At 68.1% G+C, this 16,661-nt stretch carries 13 protein-coding genes and 1 tRNA gene; 9 read left to right on the top strand and 5 right to left on the bottom strand.

Annotation, left to right across the window (positions count from 1 at the left end; genetic code table 11):
- From KK7_RS22980 to KK7_RS0114740, 4 genes are all read left to right on the top strand, one after another.
- Window positions 1-231: hypothetical protein (locus KK7_RS22980; protein ID WP_010545414.1), on the top strand; the 231-nt coding region annotated here is incomplete at its 5' end.
- Window positions 232-536: 305 nt separating this feature from the next.
- On the top strand, window positions 537-1,949 hold the full coding sequence (locus tag KK7_RS0114730; protein ID WP_010545415.1) for a S41 family peptidase: 1,413 nt from the start codon (window positions 537-539) through the stop codon (window positions 1,947-1,949).
- 69 nt (window positions 1,950-2,018) lie between these two features.
- Entirely contained in the window at window positions 2,019-2,723 is a 705-nt protein-coding gene (locus tag KK7_RS0114735) for a response regulator transcription factor (protein WP_010545416.1), read from the top strand.
- A 2-nt stretch (window positions 2,724-2,725) separates the two neighbouring features.
- Complete coding sequence (locus KK7_RS0114740) at window positions 2,726-4,072, top strand: HAMP domain-containing sensor histidine kinase (RefSeq protein WP_010545417.1); 1,347 nt, start codon at window positions 2,726-2,728, stop codon at window positions 4,070-4,072.
- Between the two features lie 33 nt (window positions 4,073-4,105).
- Here the strand turns inward: KK7_RS0114740 and KK7_RS0114745 are convergent.
- Window positions 4,106-4,181 (bottom strand) — tRNA-Ala (locus tag KK7_RS0114745).
- A gap of 220 nt (window positions 4,182-4,401) precedes the next feature.
- On the opposite strand from KK7_RS0114745, the gene KK7_RS0114750 reads away from it, so the two are divergent.
- Window positions 4,402-5,529, top strand: a complete 1,128-nt coding sequence (locus KK7_RS0114750; protein ID WP_010545418.1) for a DUF2171 domain-containing protein — start codon at window positions 4,402-4,404, stop codon at window positions 5,527-5,529.
- A 60-nt stretch (window positions 5,530-5,589) separates the two neighbouring features.
- Here KK7_RS0114750 and katG read toward each other — a convergent pair whose 3' ends face one another.
- A complete protein-coding gene (gene katG, locus KK7_RS0114755; protein ID WP_010545419.1) occupies window positions 5,590-7,797 on the bottom strand; it encodes a catalase/peroxidase HPI in 2,208 nt (735 codons plus the stop codon).
- Between the two features lie 254 nt (window positions 7,798-8,051).
- On the opposite strand from katG, the gene KK7_RS0114760 reads away from it, so the two are divergent.
- Window positions 8,052-9,368: a cystathionine gamma-synthase family protein gene (locus KK7_RS0114760; protein WP_010545420.1), complete on the top strand. Its 1,317-nt coding sequence runs from the start codon at window positions 8,052-8,054 to the stop codon at window positions 9,366-9,368.
- 99 nt (window positions 9,369-9,467) lie between these two features.
- On the opposite strand, the gene KK7_RS0114765 is transcribed toward KK7_RS0114760, so the two are convergent.
- Both KK7_RS0114765 and KK7_RS0114770 read right to left on the bottom strand, forming a co-directional pair.
- Window positions 9,468-10,454 carry an SGNH/GDSL hydrolase family protein gene (locus KK7_RS0114765; RefSeq protein ID WP_010545421.1) on the bottom strand — a complete coding sequence of 329 codons (987 nt, stop codon included), beginning with the start codon at window positions 10,452-10,454 and terminating at the stop codon, window positions 9,468-9,470.
- Between the two features lie 31 nt (window positions 10,455-10,485).
- Window positions 10,486-11,382 carry an iron-containing redox enzyme family protein gene (locus KK7_RS0114770; protein WP_010545422.1) on the bottom strand — a complete coding sequence of 299 codons (897 nt, stop codon included), beginning with the start codon at window positions 11,380-11,382 and terminating at the stop codon, window positions 10,486-10,488.
- A 196-nt stretch (window positions 11,383-11,578) separates the two neighbouring features.
- Here KK7_RS0114770 and KK7_RS0114775 point away from each other — a divergent pair, with 196 nt between their 5' ends.
- Together KK7_RS0114775 and KK7_RS20835 are read left to right on the top strand one after the other, a co-directional pair.
- Window positions 11,579-13,084, top strand: coding sequence for an acetyl-CoA hydrolase/transferase family protein (locus tag KK7_RS0114775; RefSeq protein ID WP_010545423.1), 1,506 nt, complete (start codon window positions 11,579-11,581; stop codon window positions 13,082-13,084).
- A gap of 100 nt (window positions 13,085-13,184) precedes the next feature.
- Window positions 13,185-14,459, top strand: coding sequence for a GGDEF domain-containing protein (locus KK7_RS20835; protein WP_202798683.1), 1,275 nt, complete (start codon window positions 13,185-13,187; stop codon window positions 14,457-14,459).
- Window positions 14,460-14,467: 8 nt separating this feature from the next.
- On the opposite strand, the gene murA is transcribed toward KK7_RS20835, so the two are convergent.
- A complete protein-coding gene (gene murA, locus KK7_RS0114785; protein WP_010545425.1) occupies window positions 14,468-15,751 on the bottom strand; it encodes a UDP-N-acetylglucosamine 1-carboxyvinyltransferase in 1,284 nt (427 codons plus the stop codon).
- A gap of 150 nt (window positions 15,752-15,901) precedes the next feature.
- Between murA and KK7_RS0114790 the strand changes: the two genes are divergently transcribed.
- The gene (locus tag KK7_RS0114790) at window positions 15,902-16,609 is read left to right on the top strand and encodes a Crp/Fnr family transcriptional regulator (RefSeq protein WP_010545426.1); all 708 of its coding nucleotides are present in this window, start codon (window positions 15,902-15,904) and stop codon (window positions 16,607-16,609) included.
- The last annotated feature ends 52 nt before the right edge of the window (window positions 16,610-16,661 follow it).

The following is a 16,661-nucleotide window of genomic DNA, read 5'->3' on the forward strand; positions in this document are numbered from 1 at the left end:
TCCAAGGATCCGCTGGTCGTCGCGTCCGACGAGGCGGCTGAAGCGCGCAAAGCACTGGCGAACAACGCGCGGGGGCAGGTGGTGGTGCTGGAAGGGCTCAGCCACTGGTTCCAGGAAGGTGCCGTGACCGGCGGCGAAGAGGAAGTGGCGAGGCTGGGGCCGAACGCCGGCTCCCCGCGCCTGGTATCGCTCGTCGGCGACTGGCTGCAGAAAATCCTGGCGGCGAAGTGATGGCGGCAGGCCGGGATCCGGGCAGGCGACAGCAGCCCGTTCCTGACCTGCTGGCGCACCGGGTCGTAAAACCTCTCGACGGAATCGAACAGGTCCTGCCGGGCCTGGTCGCGGAGGTTGTGCATTCGGCGCCGGCGTTGCTCCCGCTGGCGCGCGGAGAAGAAACGCCCGGCGAACATGACCGGAATCGCACGCAAAACCTTCGCCTGTCGCGATTCTGTCGCTAGGATAGGCGGTGGCGCGGGCACGGGTCCGCGGGGGCGTTTCGGGGGACGATGATGGGTAGGTGGCGTCACGGTTCTACGATGGTCGCGATCGCTGCGGCGCTGGCCGGATGCGGCGGCGGAGGTAGCGGCGGCGGCAGCGGCAGCACGGTCGTGCAGCCCGGCACGGCGAGCCCCAGTCCCACGCCAGCGCCGACCGCCAGCGCCTGCAGCCTTCGCGCCCGCCAGGACTGGGTGCTGGCGACCATGCGCGAATGGTATCTGTTCCCCGAAACGCTGCCGGCCAGCCTGGATCCGAGCGGCTATACCAGCCCGGACAGCTATCTCGACGCGCTGACCGCCACGGCCCGCGCGCAGGGGCGCGACCGCTACTTCTCCTACCTCACCTCGATCGCGGAGGAGAACGCCTATTACAACAGCGGCGCCAGCGCCGGCTTCGGCTTCCGCCTGTCGATCGACGGCGGCACGTTGAAGGTAACGGAGAGTTTCGAGGGCACCAGCGCTCTGCAAGCCGGCATCGATCGCGGGACCGAGATCGTCGCCATCGGCACCAGCAGCGCCGATCTGCGCGACGTGAGCAGCATCTACGCGGCGCAGGGCTCGACCGGGATCAACGAGGCGCTGGGGCCGGGCACGGCGGGCACCACCCGGGTGCTGCGGGTTCGCGACGCCAACGGCACCACCCGCATCGTGACGCTGGCGAAGACCGACTATACCCTGACGCCGGTGTCCAGCCGCTACGGCGCGCAGATCCTGACCGACCCGAACGGCGGCGCCCGCGTCGGCTATGTCAACCTGCGCACCTTCATCAGCACCGCCGATCCCGCGCTGCGCGCCGCCTTCGCCAGCTTCAAGGCGCAGGGCATCGACAAGGTGATCGTCGACCTGCGCTACAATGGCGGCGGGCTGGTCTCCATTGCGCAGCTGTTCGGCAACCTGCTGGGCGGCGCCCGCGCCAGCAGCGACGTGTTCAGCTACACCAGCTTCCGTCCCGAAAAGGCGGCCAACAATTCGACCGGCTATTTCAGCCCGCAGCCCGAATCGATCACGCCCACCCGGATCGCGTTCATCGGCACCCGCGCCACCGCCTCGGCCAGCGAGCTGGTGATCAACGGGATGCTGCCCTATTTCCGCAACGCTCTGGGGCTGATCGGCACCAACACCTATGGCAAGCCGGTGGGCCAGGTCGCGATCGACAATGCGGCATGCGACGACCGGCTGCGCGTGATCGCCTTCGCCACCCAGAACGCCAATCGTCAGGGCGCCTATTTCAACGGCCTGGCAAGCACGGTGGAAGCGAGCTGCGCGGCCAGCGACGACCTGTCGCAGCCGCTGGGCGACGTGCGGGAAGCATCGGTGCGGGCCGCGCTCGATTTCGTCGCCGGCCGCAGCTGCAGCCCGATCAGCGGCATCGGCGTCGCTTCCCTGCCGCGCCAGTTGCTCACGCCCGATCGGCCGACGACCGCGCAGCGCGAGGTGCCGGGTCTGTTCTGATCGGGAGGCGCGGAGTCGACCGGGCAGGCCCGTAAGGTTAGGGACAGCCAGCCCGACTAAGGACTCCGCATGCCCAGCCCTGCCGACACGTCGCCCGCCCTGCATGCCCTGATCGTCGAGGACGATGCCCAGCTCAGCGCCCTGCTCGTCCTGCAACTGGGCGGACTCGGCTATGCGGTGACGGCGGCGGGCGACGGCCGCACCGCGATCGCCATGCTGGCGGAGACGCGGTACGACGTGATCCTGCTCGATCGCATGCTGCCCGCGATGGACGGCGTGGACGTGCTGCGCCGCATTCGCGCCGAAGGAATCGAGACGCCGGTGATCCTGCTCACCGCGCTCGGCCTCACCCCGGAACGGGTGGAGGGGCTGGATGCCGGCGCCGACGATTATATCGTCAAGCCGTTCGAGATCGACGAGCTCAATGCCCGCATCCGCGCGGTGCTGCGCCGCCGCGCCACCCCCGCCGCCGACAATGCAACGCTCACCGCGGGCGACGTGACGGTCAGCGTGCTGCGCCACCGCGTCACCCGCGCCGGCAAGCCGATCGAGCTGCAGAAGACCGAGCTCAAGCTGCTCGCCGAACTGGTGCGCGAGGCCGGCAGCGTGTTGTCGCGAAAGATGCTGATCGAGCGCGTATGGGGGTATGATTTCGTTCCTGCCACCAACATCGTCGACGTGCACATCCTGAAGCTGCGCCAGCGGCTGGAGATGCCGGGCCTGCCCGATCCGATCGTGACGGTGCGCGGCGTCGGCTATATGTTCCGCGGCTGACGGTGGCACGGCGGCAGATCCGCTCGCTGGGCCGCATCGCGATCGGCTTTGCGCTGGGCGTATCCGCCGCTACTGCCCTGGCCGGCGCCGGGACCTATCTCGCGCTGCTCGACTCGATCGATCGCCAGGTCGATCTGCGGCTGCAAGGCGAGGCGCGCGAACTGCTCGAAGGCAACGCGACGGTCCCGGAAATCGCCCGCCGCATCGCGCGCGAAAGCAGCGAGCGCGAGAGTGCCGATATCGGCTTCCTGCTGCTCGATCCGCGCGGGCGACCGCTCGCCGGCAACATCGCGCCCGCCGTGCCGCTGCCGATCGGCCTCTCCACCGTGCGCGAGGACGCCGGCATCACCGGGCTCAGCCGGGGACGCGCCTGGGTGCGGCGGCTGCCCGGCGGCGAGACGCTGGCGATGGTCGCGGAGAGCGAACCGATCGACCAGCATGATCGCGGGCGGGTGCGCATCCTGGTCCTGGGGTTCGGCGCGCTGGTCGCGCTGCTGCTGCTCGGCACCGTCGCGCTGGTGCGCGCGATCCGCATCAACATCGCCGCCATCGCCGGCACCGCCGAGGCGATCATCGACGGCGACCTGCGCGCCCGCGTGCCGGTCGATCGCCCGAGCAGCGTGTTCGGCGGCCTGGCGCTGACCTTCAACCGCATGCTCGACCGCATCGGCGAACTGATGGCCGGCATGCGCAGCATCTCCAACGACATCGCGCACGACCTGCGCACGCCACTGGCCCGCCTCCACGGCCGGCTGGCCGCGCTGGCCAACGCACCCGAAGCGGCGCCGGTCCGCGAGGAACTGGCCGCCGCAGTCGCCGAAAGCGAGGAGATACTGGCGATCTTCGCCGCGATCCTGCGCATTTCCGAGATCGAGGGCGGCGACCGGCGTGCCGGCTTCGAGCGGCTCGACCTAGCGGCGCTGGCCGCCGATGTCGGCGAGGGCCTGCAACTGCTGGTGACGGAAAGCGGCCGTGCCTTCGTGCCGCGGCTACCCGACACGCCGGTGCCGGTGGAGGGCGATCCGCGGCTGCTCACCCAGCTGCTCGTCAACCTGATCGAAAATGCCGTGACCCACACCCCGCGCAGCACCAAGATCCGCCTGGACGTGCGCCGGGCCGAGGGCATGGCGGTGCTGGAGGTGGCCGATAACGGCCGCGGCATCCCCGCCGAGGAGCGCGAACATGCCCTGCGCCGCTTCGGCCGGCTCGATGCCAGCCGGCACACCCGCGGCCACGGGCTGGGCCTGCCGCTGGCCCTGGCCATCGCACGGCTGCATCACGGCACACTGACACTGGAAGACGCGCGGCCGGGCCTGTGCGTGCGGATCCGTCTGCCGCTGGCAGACTGACGATTTCAGGGTCTTGATGGGAAAAGTGGGCGGTGGTGGAGCTGAGGGGAATCGAACCCCTGACCTCTGCAGTGCGATTGCAGCGCTCTCCCATCTGAGCTACAGCCCCGCCGCCGGTTCCCGGGATGGCCCAGGAGGCGCTCCCCTTAGCGAGCCCGTGCGGGCGATGCAACCGGCTTGTCGCATCTTCTGCATCGTTTCTCTCGGCCCGCGGCGAAGTGGCTGGCACTTAAGTTAAATTTGCGGAACCCATCCGCCCCTCCGCTCGCTTGGACGACGCGTGACGGCAAGCATGCCGCAGCCGCCGACATCTCAGCAGGAGAGATACGATGGACGACCGCAACAATCGCTATGGCCCCTATGGCCAATATGGCCCCACCGGGTATCAGGACACCGGCAGCCCCGGTGACTATACGCGGGACTACGGCTCCGGCCGCGACTATTCCTACAGCAGCGCGCGCGACTATGCCGCCGCCGGCCAGCTGGGTGGCGGACGCGACCGCAACCAGCGCGATGACTGGACCCGCAGCCGCCAGGACTGGCGCGGCCAGGATCGTTCCTCCTATGGCACGCAAGGCTATGGCCAGCGCCAGGAGCGCGGCGGCTGGAACGGTGGCGACCGCGACTGGAGCGACACCGGGTCGCGCAGCTACGGCAATTACGGCACCAGCAGCAGCTATGGCCAGGATCGCGACTATGGCGAGCGCTCCTATGGCGGCCGTGACTGGGCCAGTCGCGACGGCGGTTCGCGCGGGTATGGTCCGCAGAACCAGGGTCGCTACGGCAACGACCGTGACCGCAATCGCGGCGGCGACGAGCTGCGCGGCTATGATCGCGACCGCGGCTTCTTCGACCGCGCCGGCGACGAGGTCCGCTCGTGGTTCGGCGACGAGGAGGCTGAGCGCCGCCGCCGCCAGGACCAGCGCTATGACGAGCAGCAGGCGCGCAACGAAGGCGCGTCGGACAGCCATTACGGCGAATGGCGCCGCAGCCGCATCCAGGAATTCGACCGCGATTATGACGAATATCGTCGGGAGAACGCCCAGCGTTTCCACAGTGAATTCGACAGCTTCCGCACCGAGCGCACCGGCCAGCGCGATGCACTGCGCCGCGTGACCGAGCATATGGAAGTGCTGGGTTCGGACGGCAGCCATGTCGGCACCGTCGACAAGGTGCGGGGTGATCGCATCCTCCTGACCAAGAACGACACGGATGCCGAGGGTCGCCACCACTCGATCCCCTCGCGCTGGATCCAGACGGTCGACGACAAGGTGACGCTGCGCAAGACCGCCGAGGAGGCCAAGAATCATTGGCGCGACGAGGAACAGTCGGGCGCCATGTTCGGCGAGGACAAGGCCAGGTCCACCGCCACCCCCAATCAGACCACCACGGGCGACCGATCGCAGGATTGGAGCACGACGGGCAATCTGAATTCGAGCTTCAAAGGCACCTACTAAGGTCCGCTGAAGCGAAGAAAGGGGCCGTCCGGCAGTGCCGGGCGGCCCCTTTTTCTGTGTTCAGAGGTCGACGCGGTCCACGTGCATCACCTTGGTCCAGGCCTTGCCGAACGCGGTCACGAACGCCGCCTCGGCATCGTCGGTCGCATAGGCTTCGGCCAGCGCGCGGAGCTGGGAGTTGGAGCCGAAGATCAGGTCGACGCGGGTACCGGTCCACTTGGCTTCGCCGGTCTTGCGGTCCTTCGCCACGAAGCTGCCGTCGCCCTGCGCTTCCCACTTGGCGGTGAAGCTGGTGACGAGCAGGTTGCGGAAGAAGTCGTTGGTCAGCGTTTCCGGAGACTCGGTGAACACACCGTGCTGCGAGTCGCCATGATTGGCACCCAGTACGCGCAGGCCGCCGACCAGCACGGTCATTTCCGGCGCGGTGAGCGTCAGCAGCGCGGCGCGATCGACCAGCAGTTCCTCTTCCGACCAGCCCAGGGTGTCGCCCGCATAGTTGCGGAAGCCGTCGACCTTGGGCTCGAGCGCCTCGAAGCTGTGCGCGTCGGTCTGTTCCTCCGTCGCATCGGTGCGGCCGGGCACGAAGGGCAGCGCCAGGTCATGCCCCGCCTTCTTCGCCGCGGCTTCCACCGCCGCGGTGCCACCGAGCACGATCAGGTCGGCGAGCGACACCTTCTTGCCGCCGGTCTGGGCCGCGTTGAACCTGGCCTGGATGCCTTCCAGCACCGCCAGCGCCTTGGCGAGTTCGGCCGGCTCGTTCACCGCCCAGTCCTTTTGCGGGGCGAGGCGGATGCGCGCACCGTTGGCGCCGCCGCGCTTGTCCGATCCGCGATAGGTGCTGGCCGATGCCCAGGCGGTCTTCACCAGCCGCGCAATCGACAGGCCCGAGCCGAGGATTTCCGCCTTCAGCGCCGCCACATCGGCGTCGTCGATCAGTACATGGTCCACCGCCGGCACCGGATCCTGCCAGATCCGCGGCTCGGCCGGCACTTCGGGCCCGAGCAGCTTGGCGTGCGGGCCGCTGTCGCGGTGGGTCAGCTTGTACCACGCCTCGGCAAAGGCATGGGCGAACTGGTCCGGATTCTCGTAGAAGCGCCGCGAGATCGGGCCATAGGCGGGGTCGAAGCGCAGCGCGAGATCGGTGGTCAGCATGGTCGGGCGATGCTTCTTCGACGGATCGTGCGCGTCCGGGATCACTTCGCCCGCGTCCTTCGCCACCCACTGATGCGCGCCGGCCGGGCTCTTGGTGAGCTCGTACTCATATTCGAACAGGTTCTTGAAGAAGCCGTTGCCCCATTCGGTCGGCGTCTCGGTCCAGGTGACCTCCAGGCCGCTGGTGATCGTGTCGCCGGCATTGCCGGTGCCGTAGCTGTTCGCCCAGCCGAGCGCCTGCATCTCCAGCCCCGCGCCTTCGGGCTCCGGCCCGATATGCTGGCTGGGGTCGGCCGCACCATGGGTCTTGCCGAAGGTATGGCCGCCGGCGATCAGCGCGACGGTCTCCTCGTCGTTCATCGCCATGCGCGCGAAGGTCTCGCGGATGTCGTGCGCGGCGAGCAGCGGATCGGGGTTGCCGTCCGGGCCTTCGGGATTGACGTAGATGAGGCCCATCTGCACCGCCGCCAGCGGGTTCGACAGGTCCCGCTCGCCCGAATAGCGGCCGCCCGGCTTGTCGCTGGTCTGCAGCCATTCGCGCTCGGGGCCCCAGTTGATGTCGCGCTCCGGCTCCCACACATCGGCACGGCCGCCGCCGAAGCCGGCGGTCTTGAAGCCCATCGATTCGAGCGCGCAATTGCCGGCGAGGATCATCAGATCGGCCCAGGACAGCGCCCGGCCATATTTCTGCTTGATCGGCCACAGCAGCATGCGCGCCTTGTCGAGATTGGCATTGTCCGGCCAGCTGTTGAGCGGCGCGAAGCGCTGCGTACCCGAGCCCGCGCCGCCGCGCCCGTCGCCGATGCGATAGGTGCCGGCGCTGTGCCACGCCATGCGGATGAACAGCGGGCCGTAATGGCCGAAGTCCGCCGGCCACCAATCCTGCGAATCGGTCATCAGCGCGAAGATGTCGGCCTTGACCGCCGCCAGATCGAGCTTCCGGAATTCGGCGACATAATCGAAGTCCGCGCCCATCGGGTCGCCGGCGGGCGGGTTCTGGTGGAGCACGGTCAGATCGAGCTGGTTGGGCCACCAGGTCCGGTTCGTCATGTCGAACAGGACGGCGTTACCCTCCATCTTGCCACCATGCATCGGGCACTGCGATTCGGCGTTCATTCGGGCATCTCCTTGCGGGTTCGGGCTATGGTCTGGAGCAAAGCCTCGCACGGCCAGAGCGATCGATGAAATGGATTAGTCCGCGTACACTGATCGATCTTGCCGCTGATGTCAGTATATCCGAACGGATAGGCACAGGCCATGTCGCGCAGACGAAACGATGTTGCGCCAGGGCGGTTACGGACTTGGCTGGATTGCCCGCCCGAACTGGTTACAATCGCAACCATCTAGAAGATACGAAGCGGAGAGCCTGCATGACCGACGCCACCGAAGCCGACCTGACCGGCGGCACCCCCCGCCCCCGTCCCGAGGGCGATGTCGAGAAGATCGGCGATCGCAAGCTCAAGCCGGCGACGATGATGATGGGGCACGGCTATGATCCGATGCTCTCCGAAGGCGCGCTCAAGCCCCCGATCTTCCTCACCTCCACCTTCGTCTTCCCCAATGCGGCGGCGGGCAAGCGCCACTTCGAGGGCGTGACCGGCAAGCGCCCCGGCGGCGCCGAGGGCCTGGTCTATTCGCGCTTCAACGGCCCGAACCAGGAGATCCTGGAAGACCGGCTCGCGATCTGGGAAGAGGCCGAGGACGCGCTGGCCTTTTCCTCGGGCATGTCGGCGATCGCGACCCTGTTCCTGTCGATGGTCAAGCCCGGCGACACGATCGTCCATTCGGGCCCGCTCTATGCGGCGACCGAGACGCTGATCGCGCGCATCCTCGGCCGCTTCGGCATCCACTGGCTCGATTTCCCGGCGGGCGCGACCCGCGAGGAGATCGACGCGGTGCTGAGCAAGGCGGCGACCGGCAATGTCGCGCTGATCTATCTGGAGAGCCCGGCCAACCCGACCAACGCGCTGGTCGACGTCGAAGCCGTCGCCGCCAGCCGCGACGCGATCTTCAAGGGCGACACCAAGCCGCCGATCGCGATCGACAACACCTTCCTCGGGCCGCTCTGGGCGCAGCCGCTCCGCCAAGGTGCCGACATCGTCGTCTACTCGCTGACCAAATATGCAGGCGGCCATTCGGACCTGGTGGCGGGCGGCGTGCTCGGATCGAAGGCGCACATCAACACCATCCGGCTGATGCGCAACACGATCGGCACGATCTGCGACCCGAACACGGCGTGGATGCTGCTGCGCTCGCTGGAGACGCTGGAGCTGCGGATGAGCCGCGCGGGCGAGAACGCCGCCAAGGTGTGCGAATTCCTGGCCGCCCACCCCAAGGTGGAGCGCGTCGGCTATCTCGGCTTCCTCGAGCGCGGCGAGGACAAGCGCCAGGCCGATATCTATCGCCGCCACTGCACCGGCGCGGGATCGACCTTCTCGCTTTATCTGAAGGGCGGCGAGAAGGAGGCGTTCGCATTCCTCGACGCGCTCAAGATCGCCAAGCTGGCGGTGAGCCTGGGCGGCACCGAGACGCTGGCCAGCCACCCGGCGGGAATGACGCACCTGTCGGTGGCCGAGGCGCGCAAGCAGGCGCTGGGAATCACCGACAATCTGGTCCGCATCTCGATCGGCGTCGAGGATGCCGACGACCTCATCGCGGACTTCGAGAATGCGCTGAAGGCGGTGTGATCGTTCCGATGACGAAGGAGGACAGAAAGCCCTCCTTCGTCCTCCCGGCGAACGCCGGGAGGACGGCTTTGGTGCGGAGAAACTCGGCCGCACCGTCCCTTATTTGAGCGTCCGGGCGGCATCCTCGACCAGCGCCGCCATCAGTCGCTGATCCTTCAACGACGGATGGAAGTGGCAGGCGGTGAATTCCAGCTGGGGCACCGCCACCGCCGTCACCCCCGTCGCCGCCGCCACCGCGCGCACGTCGGCGATGAAGGCGGGCGCACCCATCAGCAGGAAGCGCGCGGCCGGATTGGCGCCCTGCAGCTTTCGCACGAACGCGACATATTTCGCCCGATAGTCGGCATGCAGCGCGGCATCGTCCTTCCACGCCTCGCCTTCATGGACCGGCGTCGAGAAATCGTTGGTGCCGAGGTTGATGACGATCAGCTGCGGCTGCCAGCCGTCCTGCACCGCGGGCGCCGGTTCGCCGGGAATGGCGCGGGCGTAGAGCACCGGCAGCGTCTCGCCGGGGTTGCCGCCGGAATAGTTGCGCGCCACGCCGCGCCCCGAAAAGGCGATGACGCGATAATCGGCGTCCCATTTCTTCGCGAGCAGCGGGCCGAACGCCAGTTGGGTATCGGTGGTGTCATGCACCTGCGCGCCGGTGCAATCCCGCACGGTCGCGGTGTCGCCATAGCCAACGCTGTGCGAATCGCCGATAAACTCGACGCGGCGCGCACGGGCCGGCGGGGCGAGCGGCGTGCCGCTGGTAGTGACCCCGATCATCCGGCTATAGCCGCTTTGGCTCTCGGTCAGCTTCTCGACGCGGATGACGTGCTCGCCGTCCGCCAGCCCGTCGAAGCGGCGCTGCACCTTGCCGGGCTTCCTGAGCACCGCGCGTTCCACCCCGTCGATAAGCACGGCGAGATGGTCTTCGCCCGCCTCGACCGACACGGTGACGGAGGTGCCCTTGAACCGCCCCTCGAAATAGACGCCGGGCCAGCCGAAGCGGCCATCGGCGGTGACGCGCCCGCCCGCATGCAGCGGCACGGCGGTTTCAAAGGGCGCGAACATCAGCGCGGCGACAAGGGCGAGGCGAAGCATGGTGCCTGCCTAGCAACCCGCCGCGCGCCCGTCAGCCCCAGAGGCGATCGCGATAGGCCTCGAAACAGCGCGCGCCGCAGCGCAGGCGGATCAGCGCGCCTTCGGCCATCGCGGTCGCGCGGCGCGGGTCCTGCTCCACCGCCGGCCGGATCGCCTCGCGGTTCCAGTCCTCGCTGTGCTTGATGTCGAGCACCGCGTGCAGCGTGAAGTAGCGCGCTTCCCTGGGGCTGAGCCCCACGCGCTTCAGCCCTTCGGCCGTCGCGGCGGAGCGGCCGGGGGCAGTGAGTTCGATCACGCCCAGCGCCCCCACCGAATGCCAGGCATAGCGGCGGCTGCTCGCCATCGCGGTCATCGCATTGGCGAGGCACAGGCTTTCCCACATGGTGTGCTCGATCACCGGGGTAACGGCCAGCGTCTCGACCAGCGCATCGAGCATCGGCCCGTGCATGCCCTTTTCGGTGCCGTGCCCCATCTCGTCCCAGTAATTGCGGGCGAGCTCGAGCTTCGGGCGGGTCGGCAGCTTGACCTGGGTCATCGCGACCAGATCGTCGAACCCCGCTTCGCCGGCGGCCTCCTGCTCGAAGAACCATCGAAGCTGGTCCCGGTCGGCATGCTCGGCCAACCACGGGAACAGCGGATCGCCCTGCCCGGGCCCGGTCGCCTGCAGCCCCTCGAACCAGGCGATGAAGCCGTCGACGTCGGTCGGCGCGGCGGCGGCCTCGTCGGCGACCTCGGCGCGCAGTTCCTCGACGAACGCGCCCTGCAGCCGCTCCATGCGGACATCGCGCTCGAACCGGCGCTGCCAGTCGTCGGAAGGGAAGCCGGGTTCCAGCCGTTCGCGATTCCAGTGGGCGAGGCCGCGCTGGAAGCTGTCGGTCAGAAACTGCGAACGAGGGGGTGACACGACATCGCGCGCGAGGGTCGCCATGGGAAAAGTCTCTCCTGCTTGGCGGCCTCAACCCGTGGCCGAACCGGGGAGTTCCGGGCGACTTAACTAGATCAACTAGTTCGAGAATGCTGCGTGCACCGGGTGCATCCGCGCGATCCAAGTAGGTAATTGCAACAATTGCACCTGCCTCGATAGGGCTGCATCGCCGCCAGGGTCGCAGCCCAGAGAGGTTTCCATGTCGCGTATCGCCCACCCCGGACTTGCCGCCAAGGTCACCACCGCCGAGCACGCCGCCTCGTTCATCGCCGATGGCATGACCGTGGGGATGAGCGGCTTCACCGGCTCCGGCTATCCCAAGGCGGTGCCGACCGCGCTCGCCGCGCAGATCGAGGCCGAGCATGCCGCCGGCAAGCCGATGCGGCTGAAGGTATGGACCGGCGCCTCGACCGGGCCGGAGCTGGACGGCGCGCTCGCCCGCGTCGACGGCATTTCGGCACGCCTGCCCTATAATTCCGACCCCATCGCCCGCGAGAAGATCAACGCCGGCACGATGGACTATGTCGACCTGCACCTCAGCCAGGTCGCACCGCTTGCCTGGGAGGGGTTTCTCGGGGCGCTCGACGTTGCGGTGGTCGAGGTCGCCGGCATCCGCGCGGACGGATCGCTGATCCCCTCCACCTCGGTCGGCAACAACAAGACCTGGCTCGATGTCGCCAAGCGCGTGATCCTGGAGGTCAACAGCTGGCAGAACCCCGCTTTGGAGGGAATGCACGACATCTATTACGGCACCGCGCTGCCGCCCAACCGCGTGCCGATCCCGCTCGCCGCGCCCGACCAGCGGATCGGCCAGCCGACGCTCCGCTGCGATCCGCACAAGGTGATCGCGGTGGTCGAGACCAACGCGCCCGATCGCAACCTGCCCTTCGCAGCCCCCGATGCGAGCGCGGTCGCCATCGCCCAGCATCTGATCGAATTCTTCCGCCACGAAGTCGGCAAGGGCCGCCTGCCGCCGTCGCTGCTGCCGCTGCAATCGGGGGTGGGGAACATCGCCAACGCGGTGCTCGCCGGGCTGCTGACCGCGCCGTTCGAGAACCTCACCGCCTATACCGAGGTGCTGCAGGACGGGATGCTCGACCTGCTCGCGGCGGGCAAGCTGCGCATGGCGAGCTGCACCGCCTTTTCGCTGAGCCCCGCCGCCGCCGAGCGGCTGAACCAGGATCTCGACCGGTTCCGCGATCGCATCCTGCTGCGCTCGCAGGAGATCAGCAACCACCCCGAAGTGGTGCGGCGGCTGGGCTGCCTGGCGATGAACGGGATGATCGAGGCCGATCTGTACGGCAACGTCAATTCCACCCATGTCATGGGTTCGCGCATCCAGAACGGCATCGGCGGATCGGGTGACTTCGCGCGCAACGCCTATATCTCCATCTTCCTGTCGCCCTCCACCGCCAAGGGCGGCACCATCTCCGCGATCGTGCCGCACGTCTCACATGTCGACCACATCGCGCAGGACGTGCAGATCGTGGTGACCGAACAGGGCCTGGCCGATCTGCGCGGGCTCGCGCCGCGCAAGCGCGCCGAGCAGGTGATCGAGCGCTGCGCGCATCCCAGCTTCCGGCCGATGCTGCGCGACTATTACGAACGCGCGCGGGCGGGCAGCTATGGCCAGCAGACGCCGATGCTGCCCGGCGAGGCGCTGGCCTGGCACCAGCGCTTCCTCGATACGGGTTCGATGCTGTAGAACTACCTAGGGTCGGTTCCACGAGACGAACCGGACCAGGCCCGCCGCTATAATGCTGCTGTGCCGTGGCGGCGTGCGCTGCGGACAAGGGTCCGGTCTGGTGAGCAAGAAACCCATGGAAGGACGGCGCCGCGATCCGCTGGAAAGCGCGCTGCGGATGCGCGTGTCGGCTGCCTCCATGGCCGTGATCGCCATGGTGCTCGCGCATCTTCTCCTTCCCCTTGCCCAGTCGCGGGATGCACGGCTGATCGACGGCGCCATCGAGTTCGGCGGGGCGATCGTCGTGTTGCTCGTGCTGCTGCTGGGCGGGCCGCAATCGATCCGCGCGCTGCGCGAGCGGCGCGAGGACGCCGAACGCGCCCACGCCGAGCGCAAGCAGATCAACCACCTGTTCCGCATGACCGAAATGCTGCAGAGCGCCAATGGCTATGCAGATGCGAACGCGGTGCTGGGCGCGACGATCGATTCGCTGCTCGCCGGGTTCGGCGGCGCGCTCTACGTGTTCAACAATTCGCGCGATCGGCTGGAGCTTTCCGGCAGCTGGCACTGGCCGGAGGACGACACGCTCCGCCCGATGCTGCCGCCTTCGCAGTGCTGGGCGCTCAAGCGCGGCAAGCCGCATGTGAATTCGGACGCGAGGGGGACGCTGCGCTGCGATCATCATCTCGGCACGGCGACGGTCCTCGAACTGCCGATGACCGCGCATGGCGAGATCCAGGGCATGCTGAAGATCGCGACGACGCTGCCCGATGCGGCGACGCAGCTGGAGCGCATCCAGCCGCTCGCAACCGCGATTGCGGACGCGATGTCGCTGGCGGTTTCCAACATCGCGCTGCGCGAGAAGCTGCGCACCCAGGCGCTGCGCGATCCGCTGACCGGCCTGTACAATCGCCGCTACATGGAAGACGCGCTGAGCCGCTTCGCCAGCCTCACCGAACGCAGCGGCACGCATCTCTCCGTCCTCATGATCGACCTCGATCACTTCAAGAAACTCAACGACGAATTCGGCCATGCCGTCGGCGATTCGGTGCTGCGCGAGACGGCCGCGCAGATCATGGGCGCGCTGCGCACCTCCGATGTCGCCTGCCGCTATGGCGGCGAGGAACTGCTGGTGATCCTGCCCGAATGCGGGCTGAGCGAAGCCGTCGCCAAGGCCGAGATATTGCGCGAGCGGATCGAGGCGCTGTCCGCGACCCACGACGCCAGGATTTCCGCCTCGTTCGGCGTCGCCGCCATGCCCGAAAGCACGCGGACGATCGCCGATCTGCTCAACCTTGCCGATGCCGCGCTGTATCAGGCGAAGGAGGCGGGCCGGAACCGGGTGGTCGCCGCCCCGGGACGCGAGACGCCGCCATTGTCGATCGCGGCCGAATAGCCAGCCGTTCAGCCGTCGCCGACGCGCTCGATATCGGCGCCGACCCCCTGCAGCTTCTCTTCCAGCCGCTCATAGCCGCGATCGAGATGGTAGACGCGGTTGACCTGCGTCTCGCCCTCGGCGGCGAGCCCGGCGAGAATCAGGCTCATCGAGGCGCGCAGATCGGTCGCCATCACCGGCGCGCCGGTGAGCTTGCCCACCCCGCGCACGATCGCGGTGCGGCCATGCACCTCGATGTCCGCACCCATGCGGGTGAGCTCGGGCACGTGCATGTAGCGATTCTCGAAGATCGTCTCGGTCAGCGTGCTCGCGCCGTCCGCCTTGCACAGCATCGCCATGAACTGCGCCTGCATGTCGGTGGCGAAGCCGGGGAACGGCGCGGTGTTGAGCGTGAGCGGGCGGATGCCGTTGTCGGCGGCGATGCGCACGCCGTTCACGGTTTCCTCGACCGTGATGCCGGCCTCGACCAGCGCATCCAGCGTCGCGCGCATGTCCTCGGCCGAGGCGCCGAGCAGTTCGACGTCGCCGCCGGTGATCGCCGCGGCGCAGGCATAGCTGCCGGCCTCGATACGATCGGGCATCACCGCATAGGTCGCGCCGTGCAGCCGGTCGCGGCCGTCGATCTCCAGCGTCTCGGTGCCGATGCCGCGGATCACCGCGCCCATCGCGACCAGCAGATTGCACAGGTCGACGATCTCGGGCTCGCGCGCCGCATTCTCCAGCACCGTGGTGCCGCGCGCGGTGGAGGCCGCCATCAGCGCGTTCTCGGTGGCACCCACCGAGACCACCGGGAAGCGGAAGCGGCCACCCGAAATCCGGCCGCCCGGCGCGGTCGCCTTCACATAGCCGGCGCTCAGCTCGATTTCGGCGCCCATCGCTTCCAGGGCCTTGAGGTGGAGATCGATCGGGCGGTTGCCGATCGCGCAGCCGCCGGGCAGCGACACCGTCGCCTCGCCCTCGCGCGCGAGCAGCGGGCCGAGCACCAGGATCGAGGCGCGCATCTTGCGGACGATGTCATAGGGGGCGACCGTCGAGGTCAGCCGGCTGGCGCGCACCGAGAGCACCCGGCCGAATTCGTTCGGGCGCGTGCCCTCTACCGAGGTCGATGCGCCGAGTTCATTCAGTAGATGTCCGAAGCTGTCGACATCTGCCAGACGTGGCAGATTTCGCAGGGTGAGCGGCTCGTCGGTGAGCAGCGCACACGGCATCAGGGTGAGGGCGGCGTTCTTCGCGCCGGAAATCGCGATCTTGCCGGCGAGCCGATTGCCGCCACGGATGAGGATACGGTCCATGGCGAGCTTCTAGCCGCTCTGCGCGTACGCGCAAGCGGTGGGCTGCAGGAGGGGCTTGATCGATTTTAATGCACTGATTTCGTTGCGCTGCTTTGCAGGAGAGCCCGGGGGAAAGTGCAGAGCGTGTCATCCAGTTGTTTTGCCGATGTTTTGAGCGAGTTCATCGCGCTCACGCCAAAAGAGCGCGAGGCGCTGGATGCGCTCGAGCAGCGCCAGCGCCATGTGCGGCGCGGCGCGATCCTGCAGCGTGAGAACGAGCCGTGCGGGGAATTGTTCATTCTCCGCAAGGGATTGATGATGAGCTATGTGCTGCTGGACGACGGCAGCCGGCAGATTCTCCGATTCCTGTTTCCGGGGGACATGCTGGGCATTTCCTCCGCCATCTACCACGAGGCCCCGGAGACGCTCTGTGCCCTTTCGGACACGGTGGTCTGTCCGTTCGACCGGGCCGCGCTGTCCGACATCATGCAGGCGCATCCGCGCCTTTCGGCGATGATCCTGGTGTACAGCCAGATCGAACGCGTGGCGCTGACCGACCGGCTGGCCGCGCTCGGCCGCACCAGTGCCAAGGCGCGGGTGGCGGCGCTGCTGCTCGACCTGCGCAACCGGCTGCGCGCGACCGACAAGTCGATCGATCGCGAATATACGCTGGGGCTGACGCAGGAGGAGATCGGCGATGCGACCGGGCTGACGGCGGTGCACGTCAACCGCATGCTGCGCCAGCTCGAAGAGGAAGGGATGATCGCGCGCGAGGGGGGGCGCGTGACCCTGCTGGATCGCGCAGGCCTTGCCGGCGCGGCGAACTACGTCAATCGCTACGAGGGGCTCGACCTGCGCTGGCTGCCGCCGCCGCGCTGAGCGGCACGGGGGAGCCCTGCCCGTACCCCAATGCCTCGTTCGTACCGCGAAG

The organism is Sphingomonas elodea ATCC 31461 (assembly GCF_000226955.1).
GTDB classification, from domain to species: domain Bacteria; phylum Pseudomonadota; class Alphaproteobacteria; order Sphingomonadales; family Sphingomonadaceae; genus Sphingomonas; species Sphingomonas elodea.

What these genes read in the sequence shown, in the direction of transcription:
- KK7_RS0114730 (WP_010545415.1), top strand. Translation starts at nt 537, where the DNA reads ATGGTCGCGATCGCTGCGGCGCTGGCCGGATGCGGCGGCGGAGGTAGC.
- KK7_RS0114735 (WP_010545416.1), top strand. Translation starts at nt 2,019, where the DNA reads ATGCCCAGCCCTGCCGACACGTCGCCCGCCCTGCATGCCCTGATCGTC.
- KK7_RS0114750 (WP_010545418.1), top strand. Translation starts at nt 4,402, where the DNA reads ATGGACGACCGCAACAATCGCTATGGCCCCTATGGCCAATATGGCCCC.
- katG (WP_010545419.1), bottom strand. Translation starts at nt 7,797, where the DNA reads ATGAACGCCGAATCGCAGTGCCCGATGCATGGTGGCAAGATGGAGGGT.
- KK7_RS0114760 (WP_010545420.1), top strand. Translation starts at nt 8,052, where the DNA reads ATGACCGACGCCACCGAAGCCGACCTGACCGGCGGCACCCCCCGCCCC.
- KK7_RS0114765 (WP_010545421.1), bottom strand. Translation starts at nt 10,454, where the DNA reads ATGCTTCGCCTCGCCCTTGTCGCCGCGCTGATGTTCGCGCCCTTTGAA.
- KK7_RS0114770 (WP_010545422.1), bottom strand. Translation starts at nt 11,382, where the DNA reads ATGGCGACCCTCGCGCGCGATGTCGTGTCACCCCCTCGTTCGCAGTTT.
- KK7_RS0114775 (WP_010545423.1), top strand. Translation starts at nt 11,579, where the DNA reads ATGTCGCGTATCGCCCACCCCGGACTTGCCGCCAAGGTCACCACCGCC.
- murA (WP_010545425.1), bottom strand. Translation starts at nt 15,751, where the DNA reads ATGGACCGTATCCTCATCCGTGGCGGCAATCGGCTCGCCGGCAAGATC.